Source organism: Streptomyces cinereoruber, from assembly GCF_009299385.1.
In the GTDB taxonomy this organism is placed as follows: domain Bacteria; phylum Actinomycetota; class Actinomycetes; order Streptomycetales; family Streptomycetaceae; genus Streptomyces; species Streptomyces bikiniensis.
Genome location: NZ_CP023693.1, coordinates 4,663,303 through 4,679,699 on the forward strand (window position 1 = coordinate 4,663,303; position 16,397 = coordinate 4,679,699).

Here is a 16,397-nt window from a genome sequence, read left to right on the forward strand (position 1 = left end):
CCCGGGAAACCGGGCGGGGGCGGGGCCCACTCGCGTACGTACGGGACGGCGCCCGCTCCCGTACGGGACGGGGACGGGGGCTACCCGGCCACCGGGATCAGCCGCTCGGGCCCCGGGTTCGGTTCGGAGCGCAGCTGGTCGCGGAGCTCCACGTCCTCGGGCCTGAGCTTCTCCGGGCCGCCGCGCACCGGCACCCCGTTGACCGTCTCGCCGGGCGCGTTCACCGGGACGTACCGGGTCGGCGCGGTCACCGCCGTGAAACCGGTCATCGCGATGAGGACCGCCGTCACGCCGACCACCGCCCGCGTCCAGGTGCGGGTCCGGTGCTCGCTGCCGGTCCGGACCGCGTGGGCCGCCGGAAGGTCCGCCACCGGCTCCTCCGCGACCAGCGCGTTCAGCCGCCGGTGCAGTTCCTCGGGCTCGGTGAGGTCGGGGTCCTTCCGTCCGAGGACCGTGCGCGCGTGCAGCAGCCGGTTGGCGGCGGCGGGGGTGCTCGCCTCCGTCTCGGCCGCCGTGTCCGGCAGGTCGAGGCCGAGGCCGTCGTAGAGCAGCACGGTGCGGCGGTACGGCGGCGGCAGTTCGAGCAGCGCGGAGAGCAGCTCCTGCCCCCGCCTGCCCGCCTCGGCCGGCGGGGCGTCGGGGTGCTTGTGGGCGCGGCGCAGCCGGTGCCAGGGGGAGAGGGCGTACTCGTACGCCGCCGCCCGCACCCAGCCCACCGGGTCCGCGTCGACCGCGACCTCGGGCCAGCGCTGCCAGGCCTGCTGGAAGGCGCGCTCGACGGCCTCCCGGGAGAGCGCCCGGCGGCCGGTGAGCAGGAACGTCTGGTGGACGAGGTCGGGCGCGGCCTGCGCGTAGAGCGCGTCGAACGCCTCCTCGGGGGTGAGGCCAGGCGCGGCGGACTCCGCCTCCCCCGACGCGGAGACCTCCGGTTTCAGGCGCTCCGCCGGCATGGAGACCCCGTCACCGGCGGGCACGGGGGGAAGCACCCGGGTCGGCCCGGCGTCCCCGGCGGGGCGCCGGGAGGAATCGGGGGAGGAGGGGGCCGAAGGAGTGACCCCGGCGGTTCCGACACCCGTTTCCGGGCCGGGCACGGCTCCCGGCCCGGAGGCCGTTCCTGAAACCGCTCCTGAAACGGACCCGCCTCCCGCCCCGGCGACCGCTCCCGGGCCGGTGGGCGTCCCCGAGCCGGTAGTCGTCCCCGGACCAGGGGTCGCTCCCGGGCCGGAGGCCGCTTTCGTCCCAGGCGCCGCTTCCGTCTCGGGCGCCGCTTCCGCCCCGGGGGCCGTTTCCGTCCCCGGGGCCGTGGTCGGCCCGGGCGTCGCTTCCGTTCCGGGGGCGGGGCGCCGTGTTCCGGTCTCTCCGGTGGGGGCCGGGCCGAGGAGCAGCCTCGCGTACGCCTCGCGCTTGCGGCCCCGGGGCGCCGAGCGTCCGTTCTCCCACGCCTTGACCGTGGCTTTCGTGACGCCCAAGGTCTCGGCGACCTGCTCCTCGCTCAGGGCGAGGGCCTCGCGCAACCGGCGCCGCTCCTTGGGGGTCGGCAGGGTGGCGGAGGGGGTGGAATCCGCGGTGCTCCGGCTCATGGGCGTCGACCTCCCGCAGAGCTTCTCTGGGCGGAAAAGTACATAAACGTATCTTGGGCGACACAACGGATGTTTGCCTGTTACGCGGCGAAAGCGCGTGTCGTTGGGAGCATGGCCCCGTGACCCACGTGACCGAGCATCCCCTGGTCCAGGGCGGCCGCTCCGCCGCGCTCGCCGCCGCCTGCGTCCGGGGCGGGGTCGCCGCCGGACTGGGCCTCGGCGCCCTCGCGGTCCTGGCGATCGCGGCCTGGATCAGCTCCCCGTTCCCCGACGGCGGCCCCCACGACGTCCTGCACGCCGTCGCCGGGCTCTGGCTGCTCGCCCACGGCGTGGACCTGCTCCGTACGGACACCCTCTCCGACGTGCCCGCGCCCCTCGGCGTCGTCCCGCTCCTCCTCGCCGCCCTGCCCGTCTGGCTCGTCCACCGGGCCGCTCGCGACACCCTCGATCCGGGCGCCGGCGGCCGGAACCGGCCGCGCCCCTCCCCGAGCGGCGCGATCGGCGCGGTGGCCGGGGGATACCTGCTGGTCACGGCGGCGGTCGTGCTCTACAGCGAGAGCGGACCGCTGCCCGCCGACCTGGTCACGGCCGGACTCTGGCCGCCCGCCGTCGTCACCGGCGCGGCGGCGGCCGGGGCCTGGACGGCGCTCGGCCGCCCGTTCCCCGGGCCCCGGTGGGCGGTCCTCCCGCGCGCGGCGGGGTTCGGCCTGGTGACGCTGCTCGTCGGCGGCGCGACGGTCGCGGCGGTCCCGCTGGTCCTGCGCGCGGACCGGGCGCAGGACCTGTTCCTGGGCCTGGCGGGGGAGTGGTCGGGCCGGGCCGCGGTCCTGTTGCTCGTCCTGGCGCTGCTGCCGAACGCCGCCGTGTGGGGGGCCGCGTACGGCCTCGGGCCCGGCTTCGCCCTCGGTACGGGCGCCCTCGCGACCCCGCTGGGCCTCGCCGGGGACCCGGCCGTACCGCCCTTCCCGCTCCTGGCGGCGGTGCCCGCCGAGGGGCGCGGCACCTGGCTCCACTGGTCGGCCGCGGCGGTCCCGCTGGTCGCGGCCGTGCTCCTGGGGCACCGGGTGGGCCGCTCGGCGCGGACCTGGACCGTCCGGGACACGGTACTGACGGCCCTGGGCGCGGCCGGGGCGTGCGCGGCGGCCTTCACCGCCCTCGCGGGCGCGGCGGGCGGCCCGCTGGGCTCCGGCCGGCTGTCCGCGTTCGGCCCGGTGTGGTGGCAGGCGGGCGCGGCGGCGGCGCTGTGGACGGTCTGCGCGGGCGTTCCGACGGCGCTGGGGGTACGGGCCTGGGGCCGCCGCTCCCCGCGACCGAAACACGCACCGGCCCCCGTCCCGACCGCCCCGGACCCCACGGAAGCGGAGGTGGAGACGGAGACGGAGACGGGGGAGGGCGCCGCCACCGGCGGGAAGCCCTCCCGGATGCCCTCCCTGAAGTGGGTACGGCTCCGGGACCGGGATCGCGGCCGGGCCCGGAACCGCTTCCGGCTCCGGGGCCGGCGGTCCGGTGCGGCTCAGGGAACCCCGGAGCCCGGCACCGACCCGTACGACGGCGATCCGTACGACGACCTGTACGGGGACCCCTTCGGCGACACCGGCTACGAGCCGTACGACTTCCTCCCGGCGGCCTGGGAGCCCACCGCGAAACCGGAGCCGGAGCCGGAGCAGGACTCCGAGGGCCCCGGCACCGCGTAGGGCCCGTCTACTCCCGTACCCCGAAGCCCGCCCGCAGCGGCTTCGGCAGGAGGTCGTTGCAGGACAGCCGGCCCGCGTGGGTGAGGGCGTCGTCGCGGCACTCGTAGAAGTCGCGGTAGACGATCTGCATGGTGAAGCCGCCCGCCACGATCGCCAGGGCCACGCTCGACGCGACCAGACCGCTGATCGCGGCCGTCCGCATCGCCCGCAGCGGGGCGGCCGCCGGGGAGGCGCCCTGCCCCGGAGCCTGGCCGGGGGCCCGTCCCGAGGGCTGGGACGCCGACTGTGACGTCGGCGACACCCCGGAGGCCCCGTCCGCCGCCTGCCGCTCGTCCCGCTTCGGCTTGGCGCGCAGCGAGCTGATCGCCCAGTAGAGGCCGAGGGCGCCGAGGAGCAGCGCCAGCTCCGGGAGCTCGAAGAGCGCGAAGAAGAAGCCCCACATGCCGGCGAGGATCGCGTACCGCGCCCGCCGCTGCGCCGGGTCCGTCGGGTCCCAGCGGAGCCCCGGGCCGCGCCCGGACCCGCCCTGCCCGGACCCGCCCTGGCCACCCTGGCCGCCCTGGCGCTCGGGTCCGCGGCCGAAGCCGTCCCCGGAGGGGCCCGGCTGGCGCGGGCTCCAGCGCCCGTCGGACGGGCCGGACGGCCCCGACGGGTCGGGGGGTCCGGACGCGTCGCCGTCCGAGCCCTCCGGTCGCCGCGGCTGCCACGGCTGGTCCGGCCGGCCCTCGGGCGGCGGCGCGAACGGGTTGTTGTCGTCCGTGGACTGGCGTTCCGGCATCTGCTGAACGTCTTCCCTCTGTCGTCTCGACCACGGCCGCACCCGTGGTCTCCGCTGTGTGTCTCGACTGCTGTCTCGTACTGCCTGCGTACCGCTTGCGCACGGTCTGCGTGCTTTGCGTACTGCTTGCGTGCTGCCCGGCACCGACCGGCACTGTTTCCCGTCCGCGGCGCCCGGCCCCCGACCGGTCCGGCGCGCGTCCGGCCCAGGGCCTGACGCTACCGCCCTGCTCCGCCCCCGTCCCGTGGGGGCCGTCCGGTGTGCCGGTATCGTTGCTGACGGTCGAGCCATTCGTAGGGTTCCCCGTATCGAGCGACACGATTCGTTCGTACGACCGCACAAACACCACGGAAAGAGTGACCCAGTGGCTGCCGCCCGCCTCGTCGTCCTGGTCTCCGGTTCCGGTACCAATCTGCAGGCCCTCCTCGACGCCGTCGCCGCCGACCCCGACGGGTACGGCGCCGAGATCGTGGCCGTCGGCGCCGACCGCGACGGGATCGCCGGTCTGGAGCGCGCCGAGCGCGCCGGGCTGCCGACCTTCGTGTGCCGGGTGAAGGACCACGCGAGCCGCGAGGAGTGGGACCGCGCCCTGACGGAGGCCACCGCCGCGCACGAGCCCGACCTCGTCGTCTCGGCCGGCTTCATGAAGATCGTCGGCAAGGAGTTCCTCGCCCGCTTCGACGGCCGGGTCGTCAACACCCACCCGGCCCTGCTGCCCAGTTTTCCCGGTGCCCACGGGGTGCGCGACGCCCTCGCGTACGGCGCGAAGGTCACCGGGTGCACCGTCCACTTCGTCGACGACGGCGTCGACACCGGCCCGATCATCGCCCAGGGCGTGGTCGAGGTGCGGGAGACGGACGATGAAGCCGCTCTGCACGAGCGCATCAAGGAAGTCGAGCGCTCGCTGCTCGTCGACGTCGTGGGGCGTCTCGCCCGGCACGGCTACCGCATTGAGGGACGAAAGGTTCATGTCGGTGAACACGGACACCGTTAAGCCCATCCGCCGCGCGCTGGTCAGCGTCTACGACAAGACGGGGCTCGAAGACCTGGCCCGCGGCCTGCACGAGGCCGGTGTCGAGCTCGTCTCCACCGGCTCCACCGCCGGGAAGATCGCCGCGGCGGGCGTTCCCGTCACCAAGGTCGAGGAGCTGACCGGCTTCCCCGAGTGCCTGGACGGGCGCGTCAAGACCCTCCACCCGCGCGTGCACGCCGGCATCCTCGCCGACCTGCGCCTGGAGTCGCACCGCGAGCAGCTCGCCGAGCTGGGCGTGGAGCCGTTCGACCTGGTCGTCGTGAACCTCTACCCGTTCCGCGAGACGGTCGCCTCCGGCGCCACCCCGGACGAGTGCGTCGAGCAGATCGACATCGGCGGCCCGTCCATGGTCCGCGCCGCCGCGAAGAACCACCCGTCCGTGGCCATCGTCACCAGCCCGGAGCGGTACGGCGACGTGCTCGCCGCCGTCCGGTCCGGCGGCTTCGACCTGACCGCCCGCAAGCGCCTCGCGGGCGAGGCCTTCCGGCACACCGCCGCGTACGACGTGGCCGTCGCCTCCTGGTTCGCCGACGACTACGCGGCGGCGGACGACAGCGGCTTCCCGGGCTTCCTGGGCGCCACGTACGAGCGGAACAACGTCCTGCGGTACGGCGAGAACCCGCACCAGGGCGCCGCGCTCTACGTGGACGGCACGGGCGGCCTGGCCGAGGCCGAGCAGCTGCACGGCAAGGAGATGTCGTACAACAACTACACGGACACCGACGCCGCGCGCCGGGCCGCGTACGACCACGACGAGCCCTGCGTCGCGATCATCAAGCACGCCAACCCGTGCGGCATCGCGATCGGCGCCGACGTCGCCGAGGCCCACCGCAAGGCGCACGCCTGCGACCCGCTGTCCGCGTTCGGCGGCGTCATCGCCGTCAACCGCCCGGTGACGGTCGAGCTGGCCGAGCAGGTCGCGGAGATCTTCACCGAGGTCATCGTCGCCCCGGCCTACGAGGACGGCGCGGTCGAGGTCCTGGCCAGGAAGAAGAACATCCGCGTGCTGCGCGCCGAGGGCGCCCCGGCCAACCCGGTCGAGGTCAAGCCCATCGACGGCGGCGCCCTCCTCCAGGTCACCGACCGCCTCCAGGCCGACGGCGACGACCCGGCGAACTGGACCCTCGCCACCGGCGACGCCCTCTCCGACGGGGAGCTGGCCGAGCTGTCCTTCGCCTGGAAGGCCTGCCGCGCGGTCAAGTCCAACGCGATCCTGCTCGCCAAGGACGGCGCCTCGGTCGGCGTCGGCATGGGCCAGGTCAACCGCGTCGACTCCGCGAAGCTGGCCGTCGAGCGGGCGGGCGAGGAGCGGGCGCGCGGCTCGTACGCCGCCTCCGACGCCTTCTTCCCCTTCCCCGACGGCCTGGAGATCCTCACCGCGGCCGGCGTGAAGGCGGTCGTGCAGCCCGGCGGCTCGGTCCGCGACGAGCTGGTCGTCGAGGCGGCGGCCAAGGCCGGCGTGACGATGTACTTCACGGGCACCCGCCACTTCTTCCACTGACCCGTGTCCGCGTGACGCGAACGGCCCGCCGTCCCTCCCCGGGGCGGCGGGCCGTCCACGTCGTGTCGGCGGATCAGTCGATCGGGTGGTCTCTGTTCTAATGGATTGCTCTTCTGTCGACCGCCGGTAATGAGGGCGTGATGTTGGACGTAGGGAACAAGTCCCCCGAGGAGGCCGTCGGAGCCGATGCCCCCGCCGTCGGCATTCCCGCCCCGGCGAGCGCCCCGGAGGCCTCGGGGGCCCCGGACGCCGCTGGCACCGGGGCGCCGGCCGGTCTCGCGCCCGCCCCCCTCCGCCCGTACCTGATCGTCGCGGGCGTCCTCTGCGCGCTCTACTTCCTCTACTCCTGGGTGCAGTACGCGCACTTCCGGACCCCCTCCTGGGACCTCGGGATCTTCGGGCAGTCCGTCCGCGCGTACGCCGAGTTCCGGGCCCCGATCGTGGACATAAAGGGGCCCGGCTTCCCGATCCTCGGGGACCACTTCAGCCCGGTCACCGCCCTGCTCGCGCCGCTGTACTGGATCTGGCCCTCGCCGGTCGCCCTGCTCTTCGCGCAGGCCGCGCTCTTCGCCGCCTCGTCCGTCGTCGTCGGCCGCACCGCGCAGCAGGTGCTCGGCAGCCGGGCCGCCGGCCTCGGGCTCGCGATCGCGTACGGGCTCTCCTGGGGGCTCCAGGAGGCGGTGAAGTCCGACTTCCACGAGATCGCCTTCGCCGTCCCGCTGCTCGCCCTGACCTGCCGGGCCCTGATCCTCGGCCGCTGGTCCCTGGCCGCCTCCTGGGCGATCCCGCTGATCCTGGTCAAGGAGGACATGGGGCTCACCGTCGCCATGGTCGGCGCGGTCCTCTTCCTCAAGGGGAGCCGGCGGCTCGGCGCCGCCCTGGCCGCCTTCGGCGTCGCCGCCTTCGCCCTCACGGTCCTCGTCCTGATCCCGGCGGCGAGCAGCCTCGGCCAGTACGACTACTGGTCCAAGATCGAGAAGACCGGCGAGGGGGCCGACACCTCCTTCGGGCAGATCGTCGGCGACGCCCTCGCCTCCGGCGACCGCTGGGAGATGGTCTTCCACCTGCTCGCGATCACCGGCTTCCTCGCCCTGCGCTCCCCGCTGGTCCTGCTCGTCCTGCCGACCCTGGGCTGGCGCTTCCTCTCCCAGGACCCCAACCACTGGGGCATGCTCTGGCACTACAGCGCGATCCTCATGCCGGTCGTCTTCCTGGCCCTCGTGGACGGCGCCCGCGCGGTGCGCACCTCGCCGCGTGCCTGGCTCGTCTCGTACGGGAGGGTCGTCGTCCCGGTGGCGACGGCGGTCGCCCTCGCGCTCGCCGCGCACCTGCCGCTGCGGGAGCTGACGAAGCCTGAGACGTACCGGGCGGACGCGCGGGTCGCGCAGGCGCGGGCGGCGCTGGCGGCGGTCCCGGAGGGGGCGAGCGTGGAGACGGACGTCTCGCTCCTCGCCCACCTCACGGCGGACCACCGGGTCTACTGGGCCGGGACCTCCCAGGACGTCGATCCCGACTACCTGGTCTACGACCTGCGCGGCTGGTCGCAGCACGCCTCGGACCCGGAGCTGCTGGCTTCGCAACTGCATCCGCGGGCCCGGTACGAGCTCACGCACCGCTCGGACGGATTCGCGGTCCTGAAGCGGCGGTGACGCACGGCGCACGACGGACGGCGGGGGCCCGGTTCCTGAAGGAACCGGGCCCCCGCCGTCCGTATGCGGATCAGTACTGCTGCTTGTTGCGGTTGAACCAGGCCGCGCCGTCCGACTTCGCCACGAAGACGATGATCAGGATGGCGAGGACGAGGCTCACGATGCCGAGGGGCAGCGAGAAGAGGCTGAACAGCGCGCCGATCGAGGCCCAGACGATGGAGCCGATGCGGACGCCGCTTCCGCCCGACTTGAACTTGGCGGCCAGCACCATGCCGAAGACGGCGAAGACGAGCGAGACGACGCCCGCGACGATCAGGATGCCCTGGCCCATGTCGGCGAGCATCTGGGCGTCGGCGGAGTTCGCGCCCGACTTCTCCAGCTCGCTGTCGAGGGCGAAGGACATGCCGATCACCACGAGGCCGCCGAGCAGGTTGAAGGCGCTCAGGATCCACAGCATCACGCGCGCGGCCTTCACACCGCCGGGCATCTCCATGGTCGCGCCCGGGTAGCCGCCGCCGTACGGCGAGACCGGCGGGGCCGCCGGGTAGCCGTAGCCCTGCTGCGGGACGCCCTGCGGGGTCTGCTGCGGGTAGCCGTAACCGGGCTGCTGTCCCTGTCCCTGGGGCTGGCCGTAGGGGTTGTTCGGTTCGCCGAAGCTCATCGCGGGGTTCCTCCGTGAATTTCTCTGTGCGGGGACGACGCGGCCCGCGCGGAGGACCTTCACGGCATCTGAGCGGATTTCCCCCCGGCACTTTCCGCGGTACTTCGCGGATCATCGTCGTCGCAAGGGCAACTTTTTGTCCAGTCGATACGTCGTGGAGTTGTGCAAGTGCAACCTTCCGTTCCGCGGCCGGAGCCCCTCCGTACGGGCGAATTGGAAGAAGGCGGGGGGCATCCGGGAAGATGGCTCCATGAGCGCCCAGATTCTCGATGGCAAGGCCACCGCAGCCGCGATCAAGTCCGATCTGACCGCCCGTGTGGCGGCCCTCGGGGAGAAGGGCGTCACGCCCGGCCTCGGCACCCTCCTCGTCGGCGACGACCCGGCCAGCCAGAAGTACGTGGCCGGGAAGCACCGCGACTGCGCGGAGGTCGGCATCGCCTCCATCCAGCGCACGCTGCCGGCCACCGCCACCCAGGAGGAGATCGAGGCGGTCGTACGGGAACTCAACGAGGACCCGGCCTGCACGGGCTACATCGTGCAGCTCCCGCTGCCCAAGGGCATCGACGAGAACCGCGTCCTGGAGCTCATGGACCCGGAGAAGGACGCGGACGGACTGCACCCGACCAACCTCGGCCGCCTGGTGCTCAACGAGCCCGCCCCGCTGCCCTGCACCCCCAACGGCGTCATCACCCTGCTGCGCCGCCACGGCGTCGAGATCAACGGCGCCGAGGTCGTGGTCGTCGGGCGCGGCGTCACCATCGGGCGCTCGATGCCCCTGCTGCTCACCCGCCGCTCCGAGAACGCCACCGTGACCCAGTGCCACACCGGCACCCGGGACCTCGCGGCGCACCTGCGGAACGCCGACATCATCGTCGCGGCGGCCGGTGTCCCGCACCTGATCAAGCCCGAGGACGTGAAGCCGGGCGCGGCCGTCCTCGACGTCGGCGTCTCGCGCAACGCCGAGGGGAAGATCGTCGGCGACGTGCACCCGGGCGTCGCCGAGGTCGCCGGCTGGATCTCCCCGAACCCGGGCGGCGTGGGCCCGATGACCCGCGCCCAGCTCCTCGTCAACGTCGTCGAGGCCGCCGAGCGCGCGGCCGCGGCGCTCTGACGTGACCCCCGGGAGCTCCCTGATGCGACGCGGACCGCGCAGACGGCCGCCCACCGTCACCACCGACACCGCGCGCCCCGAGGGCGGCGGGCGCGCGGCGCCCGGCGCCGCCCCGGCGCCCGCGCGCCAGTGGCCGCTGCTCACGGTCCTCTCCGTGGCCGGGGCCGGGCTGCTCGTGGTGGGCACGGACGCGTTCCCGCACGCCTTCCGCGTGGGGACGCTCCTGGTCGGGGCCGCGCTCCTGCTCGGCGCCGTGATGCGGCGGACGGTGTCGTCCGTGGGCATGCTGGCGGTCCGGTCCCGCTTCACGGACATGATCACGTACGGGGTGATGGGCGGCCTGATCGTGCTGCTCGCGCTCATGGTGCAGCCGGAGCCCTGGCTGCGGATCCCGTTCCTGGAGGACATCCTCCACCTGACGGTGACGTGAGCCCCTTGTGATGTGAGCCTCTTGAGCCCCTTGTGACGGGTGCGGCGCCCGCCCTCTCCCCCGTGGGAGGGCGGGCGCCGTCGTGATCAAGGGTCATGTACGTGCCAACGCCGGTTCAAGGTCCGTCGGTGCGCTGTGGCACGGAAGTGACCATTCCGGTACGTCGTCCCGGCGCGGGGGCCCACGCCGCTCCCGGAGCTGCCATCCTTCGACGTGACGGACGGGACAGGGGACGAGAGCAGGGACGAGGGGGCCGCACATGCCTGGCTGGAAGGCGCTTCCGGAGGAACTCGACCCGGAGGTACGCGCGTTCACGGAACTGATCCGGCGCCTGATCGACCGCAGCGGCCTCGGCGTGGCGGCCGTCGCCGAACGCACCGGGCGCGAACGGGCCTCCTGGTACGCGTACCTGAACGCGCGCCAGCCGATGCCGAGGGGCGCGGTGACCGCCCTCGCGGAGGTGACGGGCGCGGAACCGACGGACCTCGTGGGGCGGTGGGAGCGGGCGAGGGGGCGCTTCGCGACCGGTGGACCCGAGGGCGCTGGTCCCGGTTCCGAACGGCCCGGCCTGTCCGGCGGTTCCGAACGGCCCGGCCTGTCCGGCGATCCCGAACGGCCCGATGCCCCCGGCGGCCACGACCGCTCCGGCCTCCCCGACGAGCCCGGCAACGACAGCACCATGCAGATCCGGCGCCTCGACCCGGAGCGCCCGGCGAAGGCCCCGGGCTCGGTCCCGGACTCCGTCCTGGCCCCGGGCCCGGGTCCGGAACCGGCCGGATCCCCGGACCCGCACCCGGCCCCGCCCCGGGACCGGGACCGGGCCCAAGTCCCGGCCCCCGCCCCTTCTCCCGGCGGAGCCCCCGCTCCCGCCCCCTCCCCCCGTAAAACCCCCCTCCTCCTCTACGTCGCCGGCATCCTCGGCGCCCTGCTCGTCGTCACCGCCGCCCTGCTCCTCGTCGACCTGGGCGGCGGCGACGGGGCGGACGGCGGCGCGGACGGGCGCGCGTCCGCGCCGCCCACCACCCCCGCCCCGAGCCCCACGTCCCGTCCCGAACTCCCCGCGGGGGTGAAGTGCTCCGGGGCCGAGTGCGCCGGGCGGGACCCCGAGGCCATGGGGTGCGGCGGCCCCCTCGCCGTCACCGTCGCCCGCGTCCGCGTCGGCACCGCCGGCGTCGAGGTCCGCCACAGCGCCACCTGTTCGGCCTCCTGGGCCCGGATCACCGGCGCCGCCCCCGGCGACACCGTCTCCGTCGAGGTCGCGGGCGCGACCGAACGCGCCACCGTCCCGGAGGGCGCCGACACGGCGGCGGCGGAGACCGACGCGTACACCCCGATGCTGGCCGTCACGCCGCGGGCGGCCGCGCGCGCCTGCGGCACCCTCGCGGACGGCACCAGGGCCTGCACGGCGGGACGGTAGGGCCCGCACGGAGGGCAGGGAGCACGGCCCGCGCGGACGGGTGGCAGTGAGCCGGACCACAAGGGGGTGGGGATTCAGGAGGGCCCGGGTCGGATAGCCTGACCGCTGGATATCTCTTCACGTCGAGACACCGATCGATCAAGAGGGGTATCCCGCACCAGGGGCAGGGACCCCCACCGCCAGCTGTCTTACGGAGATCGCCATGACCCGCACTCCCGTGAATGTCACCGTGACCGGCGCGGCCGGCCAGATCGGCTACGCGCTGCTCTTCCGCATCGCCTCCGGCCACCTGCTCGGCGCGGACGTGCCGGTCAAGCTGCGCCTCCTCGAGATCCCGCAGGGCGTCAAGGCCGCCGAGGGCACCGCCATGGAGCTCGACGACTGCGCGTTCCCGCTGCTCAAGGGCATCGACATCTTCGACGACCCGAACCAGGGCTTCGAGGGCGCCAACGTCGCGCTGCTCGTCGGCGCCCGCCCCCGTACCAAGGGCATGGAGCGCGGCGACCTGCTCGCGGCCAACGGCGGCATCTTCAAGCCGCAGGGCAAGGCCATCAACGACCACGCCGCGGACGACATCAAGGTCCTCGTCGTCGGCAACCCGGCCAACACCAACGCCCTGATCGCCCAGGCCGCCGCCCCGGACGTCCCGGCCGAGCGCTTCACCGCGATGACCCGCCTGGACCACAACCGCGCGCTGTCGCAGCTCGCGGCCAAGACCGGCGCCTCCGTCGAGGACATCAAGCGCCTCACCATCTGGGGCAACCACTCCGCGACCCAGTACCCGGACATCTTCCACGCGGAGATCGCCGGCAAGAACGCCGCCGAGGTCGTCGCCGACGAGGCGTGGCTGGCCGACACCTTCATCCCGACCGTCGCCAAGCGCGGCGCCGCGATCATCGAGGCCCGTGGCGCGTCCTCCGCCGCCTCCGCCGCGAACGCCGCCATCGACCACGTCCACACCTGGGTCAACGGCACCGCCGAGGGCGACTGGACCTCCATGGGCGTCCCGTCGGACGGCTCCTACGGCGTCCCCGAGGGCCTCATCTCCTCCTTCCCCGTCACCACCAAGGACGGCAAGTACGAGATCGTCCAGGGCCTGGAGATCAACGACTTCTCCCGCGCCCGCATCGACGCCTCCGTGCAGGAGCTCGCCGAGGAGCGCGACGCGGTCCGCGAGCTCGGCCTCATCTGAGCCGGCTCCCCCCGCACCTCCGGCGCCCCCGGTCCGTACGACGCCCGTACGGACCGGGGGCGCCGCCTTTTCCGCGCCGCCCTCCCTGCCGCCTTCCGCGCCGCCGCCCTCCCCGCCGTTTTTCCACCGGCGGGGAGCTCCCCCCTCGCCTATGCTGTGCCACCGGCTCCCGGTCAACTCTTCGGGAGCGAAGGACAGTTCCACACCATCGGGGGAGCCTTGGCGCAGTCGTTCGTACCCCAGCAGCCCGGAGAACCACCCAGCACCCCGCCGCACGGCACACCGCCCCCCGGCACACCGCCGCACGGCACCCGGCCGCCGGGCGCCCACCCGGCCACCAGCGAGGCGACCCGGCTGCTCTGCGCCGGCGCGTACCTCGACGACGGTTTCCGCGACGCGGTCATCGACCAGCTGTACGTCCACGAGGAGCGCTTCGCCGCCCCCTCCCTCGGCTACGACGCGAGCCGCGTCCTCGCCCACGCGCTGCGAGCCCGCCGCGTCGAACTCGGCTGGGCCGCCGGCATCCTGGCCCTCTGGATCGTCGCGTTCCCGCTCACCAAGGGCCTCGTCGTCCTCCTCGTCGCGCCCTTCCTGATCCTCGGGATCGCCCGCTGGATCCGCGGCCGGGCCACCACCGCCGCCACCCCCGTGTACCGCCTCGTCCCGGCCTTCTTCCTGCGCTGGTACGGACGGCTCATGCTCCTCCAGGGCGCCCTCCTCCTTCTCTTCCTCGCCCTCGGCGACGAGGAGGACCGCTGGGAGCTCCTCGGCGACCTCTCCGAGGCGGGCGAGTTCCTCGGCGGTGCCCTGTCCCTGCTCGCCGCCGAGGAGATGTGGGGCGTCGGCCGGCTGGAGGCGTGGATCACCGTCGCCGTGCCGCTGCTCGTGGCCTGGGCGGTGGCCGTCCAGCGCGGCCAGTTCGCCCGCGCGCTCACCCAGGAGCTCTCCAGGGAGCGCTTCCCCGACCAGCGCGCCGACCCGGCCGAGCAGGCCGAGGGCGCCCGCTCCCGCCGCCTGCGCGACCGCATCCGGATCGAGCAGCACGCGCGTCTGGTGATGTACGGCGCCGACGACCCGTTCTGCGGCGCGGGCGAACCGTACGAGCCCTGGTCGCTCTCCATCGAGCTGCGCCCCCGCAAGAACCTCGACGGCAAGGCGCCCGAACCGCTCGACAACAGCGCCATCATGCGGCACGTCGTCCCGCTCGTGGAGGCGCTGCGCGTGCCCTCCCCGCACGGCTCGCCGCAGATCCAGGCGGCCGTACGGGACCGGCTGCGCGACCTGGAGATCGACGAGGTGGTCTTCCTGCCCGTCGACGGCCTCCCGGCCCGCACCGCCGCCCCGTACACCCCGGAGGGCTTCGAGGCGCACCGCTCGGGCTCCATCGAGGAGGGCGGCGAGACCCGCCGCCACTTCCTGCGCATCCGGGTCGGCGGCTGGGGCGAGGAGATCGTCACCACCGTCTTCGTCCGCGTCCACACGCAGGGCGGCATGCTGATGCTGGAGGTCGCCCCGCACGTCCTGCGGCCGGTGAAGCCGCTCTACCGGTACGCCGACCGGATCGCCCACCGCTACCGGCACAACCACCGCTTCGGCAAGGCCGTCTGGGCCCTCGGGCAGACCCCGCGCTCCGCCGGGCACGCCCTCGTCACCCTCTGGCGCGCGCTCGGCCACGCCTGGCGGCTGCTCACCGCGGGCCACGCCCACGCCCTGCCCGAGGGGCCCGAGGTCTCGGTCCGCGAGCTCGGCTCCGACGACGAGGCCTCCCTGTTCCAGGAGATGGACGTCAGCCGCTACCTCAAGAGCATCCAGGACCGGGTCGCGAACGGCGTGACGGTCGCGCTCCGCGAAGCCGGTTACGAGACCGCCGAGTTCGAGCAGAAGATCGTCCACGTCGCCGAGGGCGGCACGTTCATCGAGAACACCAGGGGCAACGTCACCCTCGGCAACAACAACACCGTCACCAACAAGTCCTTCACCACCTCGACGCCCGGAGGCACCCGTGGCTGACACCGACGACAACACCCCCCGCCGCGACGGCATCCAGGTCTCCAACACCGGAGGCAACGTCACCATCGGCGACCACAACACCGTCACCAACACCGTGAACGGGAGCGGGCCCGCCCGCGACCCCCTCCAGGAGGAACTGCTCCGGGCGATCCGCCGCCTGCGCGCCGACCTGGAAGGTGTCGTCCCCTCCGAGCAGACGGCCGCCCTCGACGCCGAACTCTCCGACGCCGAGGACGAGATCGAGGGCACCGGCCGCGCGGACACCGGCCGCCTCACCCGCCTCCGCCGCGCCCTCGCGGACGCGGGCGCCGTGACCGGCATCCTCGCCTCGGGCGTGGCCGTGGGGCAGGCCGTCGGCGCCCTCCTCGGAGGGTGAGATGAGCGGGTACGGGGGAGGCGGGGGCGGCGGGGCCCGCTGGAACGACGAGACGCAGAGCTGGGAGACGATCGCTCCGGCATCCGGGCCCGGCCCCATCGGCGGGTCCGGCCCCGCCGGCGGGCCCGGCCCGCTCCTCCCGCCACTGCCACCACCCCCGCCGCCGACCGCACCGGAGTACGTCCCGGGCCCGGGACACAGCCCGGGGTACGACCCGGGACACGGCCCCCAGTACGTACCGGAGACCGGCGAATGGCAGTACGCGCCGCCCCCGCCCCCGCCGTCCAGGCCCCCCGCGCGGACGGCGGTCGCGGCCGGGGTGGCCGCGGCCGTCCTGGCGGCGGGCTCCGTCGGCGGCTGGCTGCTCTGGGGCGGGGACGGCGACGGGAAGAACCCGGCGGCGGCCCCGCCGGGTTCGGTGTCGGCCCCGGAGGGGACGCCGGAGACGACGGAGACGCCCCCCGACGCCCCGACCCCGACGCCCACCACCTCCGCGACCCCCTCGGACGACGTGCCCCCGCCCGGCTACCGGGCGGTGAAGGACCTCAAGAGCTTCACGATCGCGATCCCCGAGGACTGGCACCGCACCGAGACCGACCAGGGCGTCTTCTACAACGCCCCGGACGGCCGGAGCCTCCTCCAGGTCTTCGTGGTCACCGAGGACGGCCTGACGCCGTACGAGGCCCTGCGCGGCACCTCGCGGGACGGAAAGGCCACCAAGCCCGGGTACGAGGAGATCAGCCTCGAACGGATCACCGGCGAGCCGGACGCCCCGGCCGACACCGTCGAGCTGGTGTACGCGTACGACCGCGACGGGGGCCGCCGCAAGGTGGTCGACCGGGCGTTCACGGCGCCGGACGGCAACCACTACGCGATCCTGGCGGCGGGCCCGGAGGAGGACTGGCCGAAGCAGCGCGAAGTGCTCCGGGTGGCCCTGGAGTTCTTCGAACCGGGCCCGTACTGAC

At 74.3% G+C, this 16,397-nt stretch carries 14 protein-coding genes and 1 pseudogene; 11 read left to right on the plus strand and 4 right to left on the minus strand.

Translation table 11 applies throughout. The features are described 5' to 3' along the window. Positions 1-80: 80 nt before the first annotated feature. Together CP977_RS35350 and CP977_RS35355 are read right to left on the minus strand one after the other, a co-directional pair. Complete coding sequence (locus CP977_RS35350) at positions 81-950, minus strand: sigma factor-like helix-turn-helix DNA-binding protein (RefSeq protein WP_308433244.1); 870 nt, start codon at positions 948-950, stop codon at positions 81-83. A 489-nt stretch (positions 951-1,439) separates the two neighbouring features. Further along, positions 1,440-1,580, minus strand: a pseudogene (locus tag CP977_RS35355) (helix-turn-helix domain-containing protein); the annotation flags it as partial. 119 nt (positions 1,581-1,699) lie between these two features. Here CP977_RS35355 and CP977_RS34180 point away from each other — a divergent pair. Next, entirely contained in the window at positions 1,700-3,274 is a 1,575-nt protein-coding gene (locus CP977_RS34180) for a cell division protein PerM (protein WP_167308901.1), read from the plus strand. 7 nt (positions 3,275-3,281) lie between these two features. On the opposite strand, the gene CP977_RS21135 is transcribed toward CP977_RS34180, so the two are convergent. Beyond that, complete coding sequence (locus CP977_RS21135) at positions 3,282-4,052, minus strand: hypothetical protein (RefSeq protein WP_152370647.1); 771 nt, start codon at positions 4,050-4,052, stop codon at positions 3,282-3,284. 364 nt (positions 4,053-4,416) lie between these two features. Here CP977_RS21135 and purN point away from each other — a divergent pair, with 364 nt between their 5' ends. From purN to CP977_RS21150, 3 genes are all read left to right on the plus strand, one after another. Beyond that, a complete protein-coding gene (gene purN, locus CP977_RS21140) occupies positions 4,417-5,046 on the plus strand; it encodes a phosphoribosylglycinamide formyltransferase (RefSeq protein WP_062752633.1) in 630 nt (209 codons plus the stop codon). Beyond that, the gene (gene purH / locus CP977_RS21145; RefSeq protein ID WP_062752631.1) at positions 5,021-6,586 is read left to right on the plus strand and encodes a bifunctional phosphoribosylaminoimidazolecarboxamide formyltransferase/IMP cyclohydrolase; all 1,566 of its coding nucleotides are present in this window, start codon (positions 5,021-5,023) and stop codon (positions 6,584-6,586) included. The genes purN and purH overlap by 26 nt, the downstream gene beginning before the upstream one ends. A gap of 140 nt (positions 6,587-6,726) precedes the next feature. Continuing rightward, entirely contained in the window at positions 6,727-8,235 is a 1,509-nt protein-coding gene (locus CP977_RS21150) for a DUF2079 domain-containing protein (RefSeq protein WP_152370648.1), read from the plus strand. Between the two features lie 70 nt (positions 8,236-8,305). Here the strand turns inward: CP977_RS21150 and CP977_RS21155 are convergent, their stop codons facing one another. After that, the gene (locus CP977_RS21155) at positions 8,306-8,896 is read right to left on the minus strand and encodes a hypothetical protein (protein WP_109185200.1); all 591 of its coding nucleotides are present in this window, start codon (positions 8,894-8,896) and stop codon (positions 8,306-8,308) included. Positions 8,897-9,146: 250 nt separating this feature from the next. On the opposite strand from CP977_RS21155, the gene CP977_RS21160 reads away from it, so the two are divergent. From CP977_RS21160 to CP977_RS21190, 7 genes are all read left to right on the plus strand, one after another. Continuing rightward, positions 9,147-10,007, plus strand: a complete 861-nt coding sequence (locus CP977_RS21160; protein WP_109185201.1) for a bifunctional methylenetetrahydrofolate dehydrogenase/methenyltetrahydrofolate cyclohydrolase — start codon at positions 9,147-9,149, stop codon at positions 10,005-10,007. Between the two features lie 22 nt (positions 10,008-10,029). After that, on the plus strand, positions 10,030-10,437 hold the full coding sequence (locus CP977_RS21165) for a DUF3017 domain-containing protein (protein ID WP_079131062.1): 408 nt from the start codon (positions 10,030-10,032) through the stop codon (positions 10,435-10,437). A 259-nt stretch (positions 10,438-10,696) separates the two neighbouring features. Continuing rightward, the gene (locus CP977_RS21170; RefSeq protein ID WP_152370649.1) at positions 10,697-11,854 is read left to right on the plus strand and encodes a helix-turn-helix domain-containing protein; all 1,158 of its coding nucleotides are present in this window, start codon (positions 10,697-10,699) and stop codon (positions 11,852-11,854) included. 202 nt (positions 11,855-12,056) lie between these two features. After that, positions 12,057-13,046, plus strand: a complete 990-nt coding sequence (locus tag CP977_RS21175) for a malate dehydrogenase (RefSeq protein WP_062752624.1) — start codon at positions 12,057-12,059, stop codon at positions 13,044-13,046. A 219-nt stretch (positions 13,047-13,265) separates the two neighbouring features. Continuing rightward, the gene (locus CP977_RS21180) at positions 13,266-15,056 is read left to right on the plus strand and encodes a hypothetical protein (RefSeq protein ID WP_109185203.1); all 1,791 of its coding nucleotides are present in this window, start codon (positions 13,266-13,268) and stop codon (positions 15,054-15,056) included. Next, positions 15,049-15,432, plus strand: coding sequence for a hypothetical protein (locus CP977_RS21185; RefSeq protein ID WP_062752622.1), 384 nt, complete (start codon positions 15,049-15,051; stop codon positions 15,430-15,432). Before CP977_RS21180 ends, CP977_RS21185 begins: the two co-directional genes overlap by 8 nt. A 1-nt stretch (position 15,433) precedes the next feature. Further along, positions 15,434-16,396, plus strand: a complete 963-nt coding sequence (locus CP977_RS21190) for a serine/arginine repetitive matrix protein 2 (RefSeq protein ID WP_152370650.1) — start codon at positions 15,434-15,436, stop codon at positions 16,394-16,396. The last annotated feature ends 1 nt before the right edge of the window (position 16,397 follow it).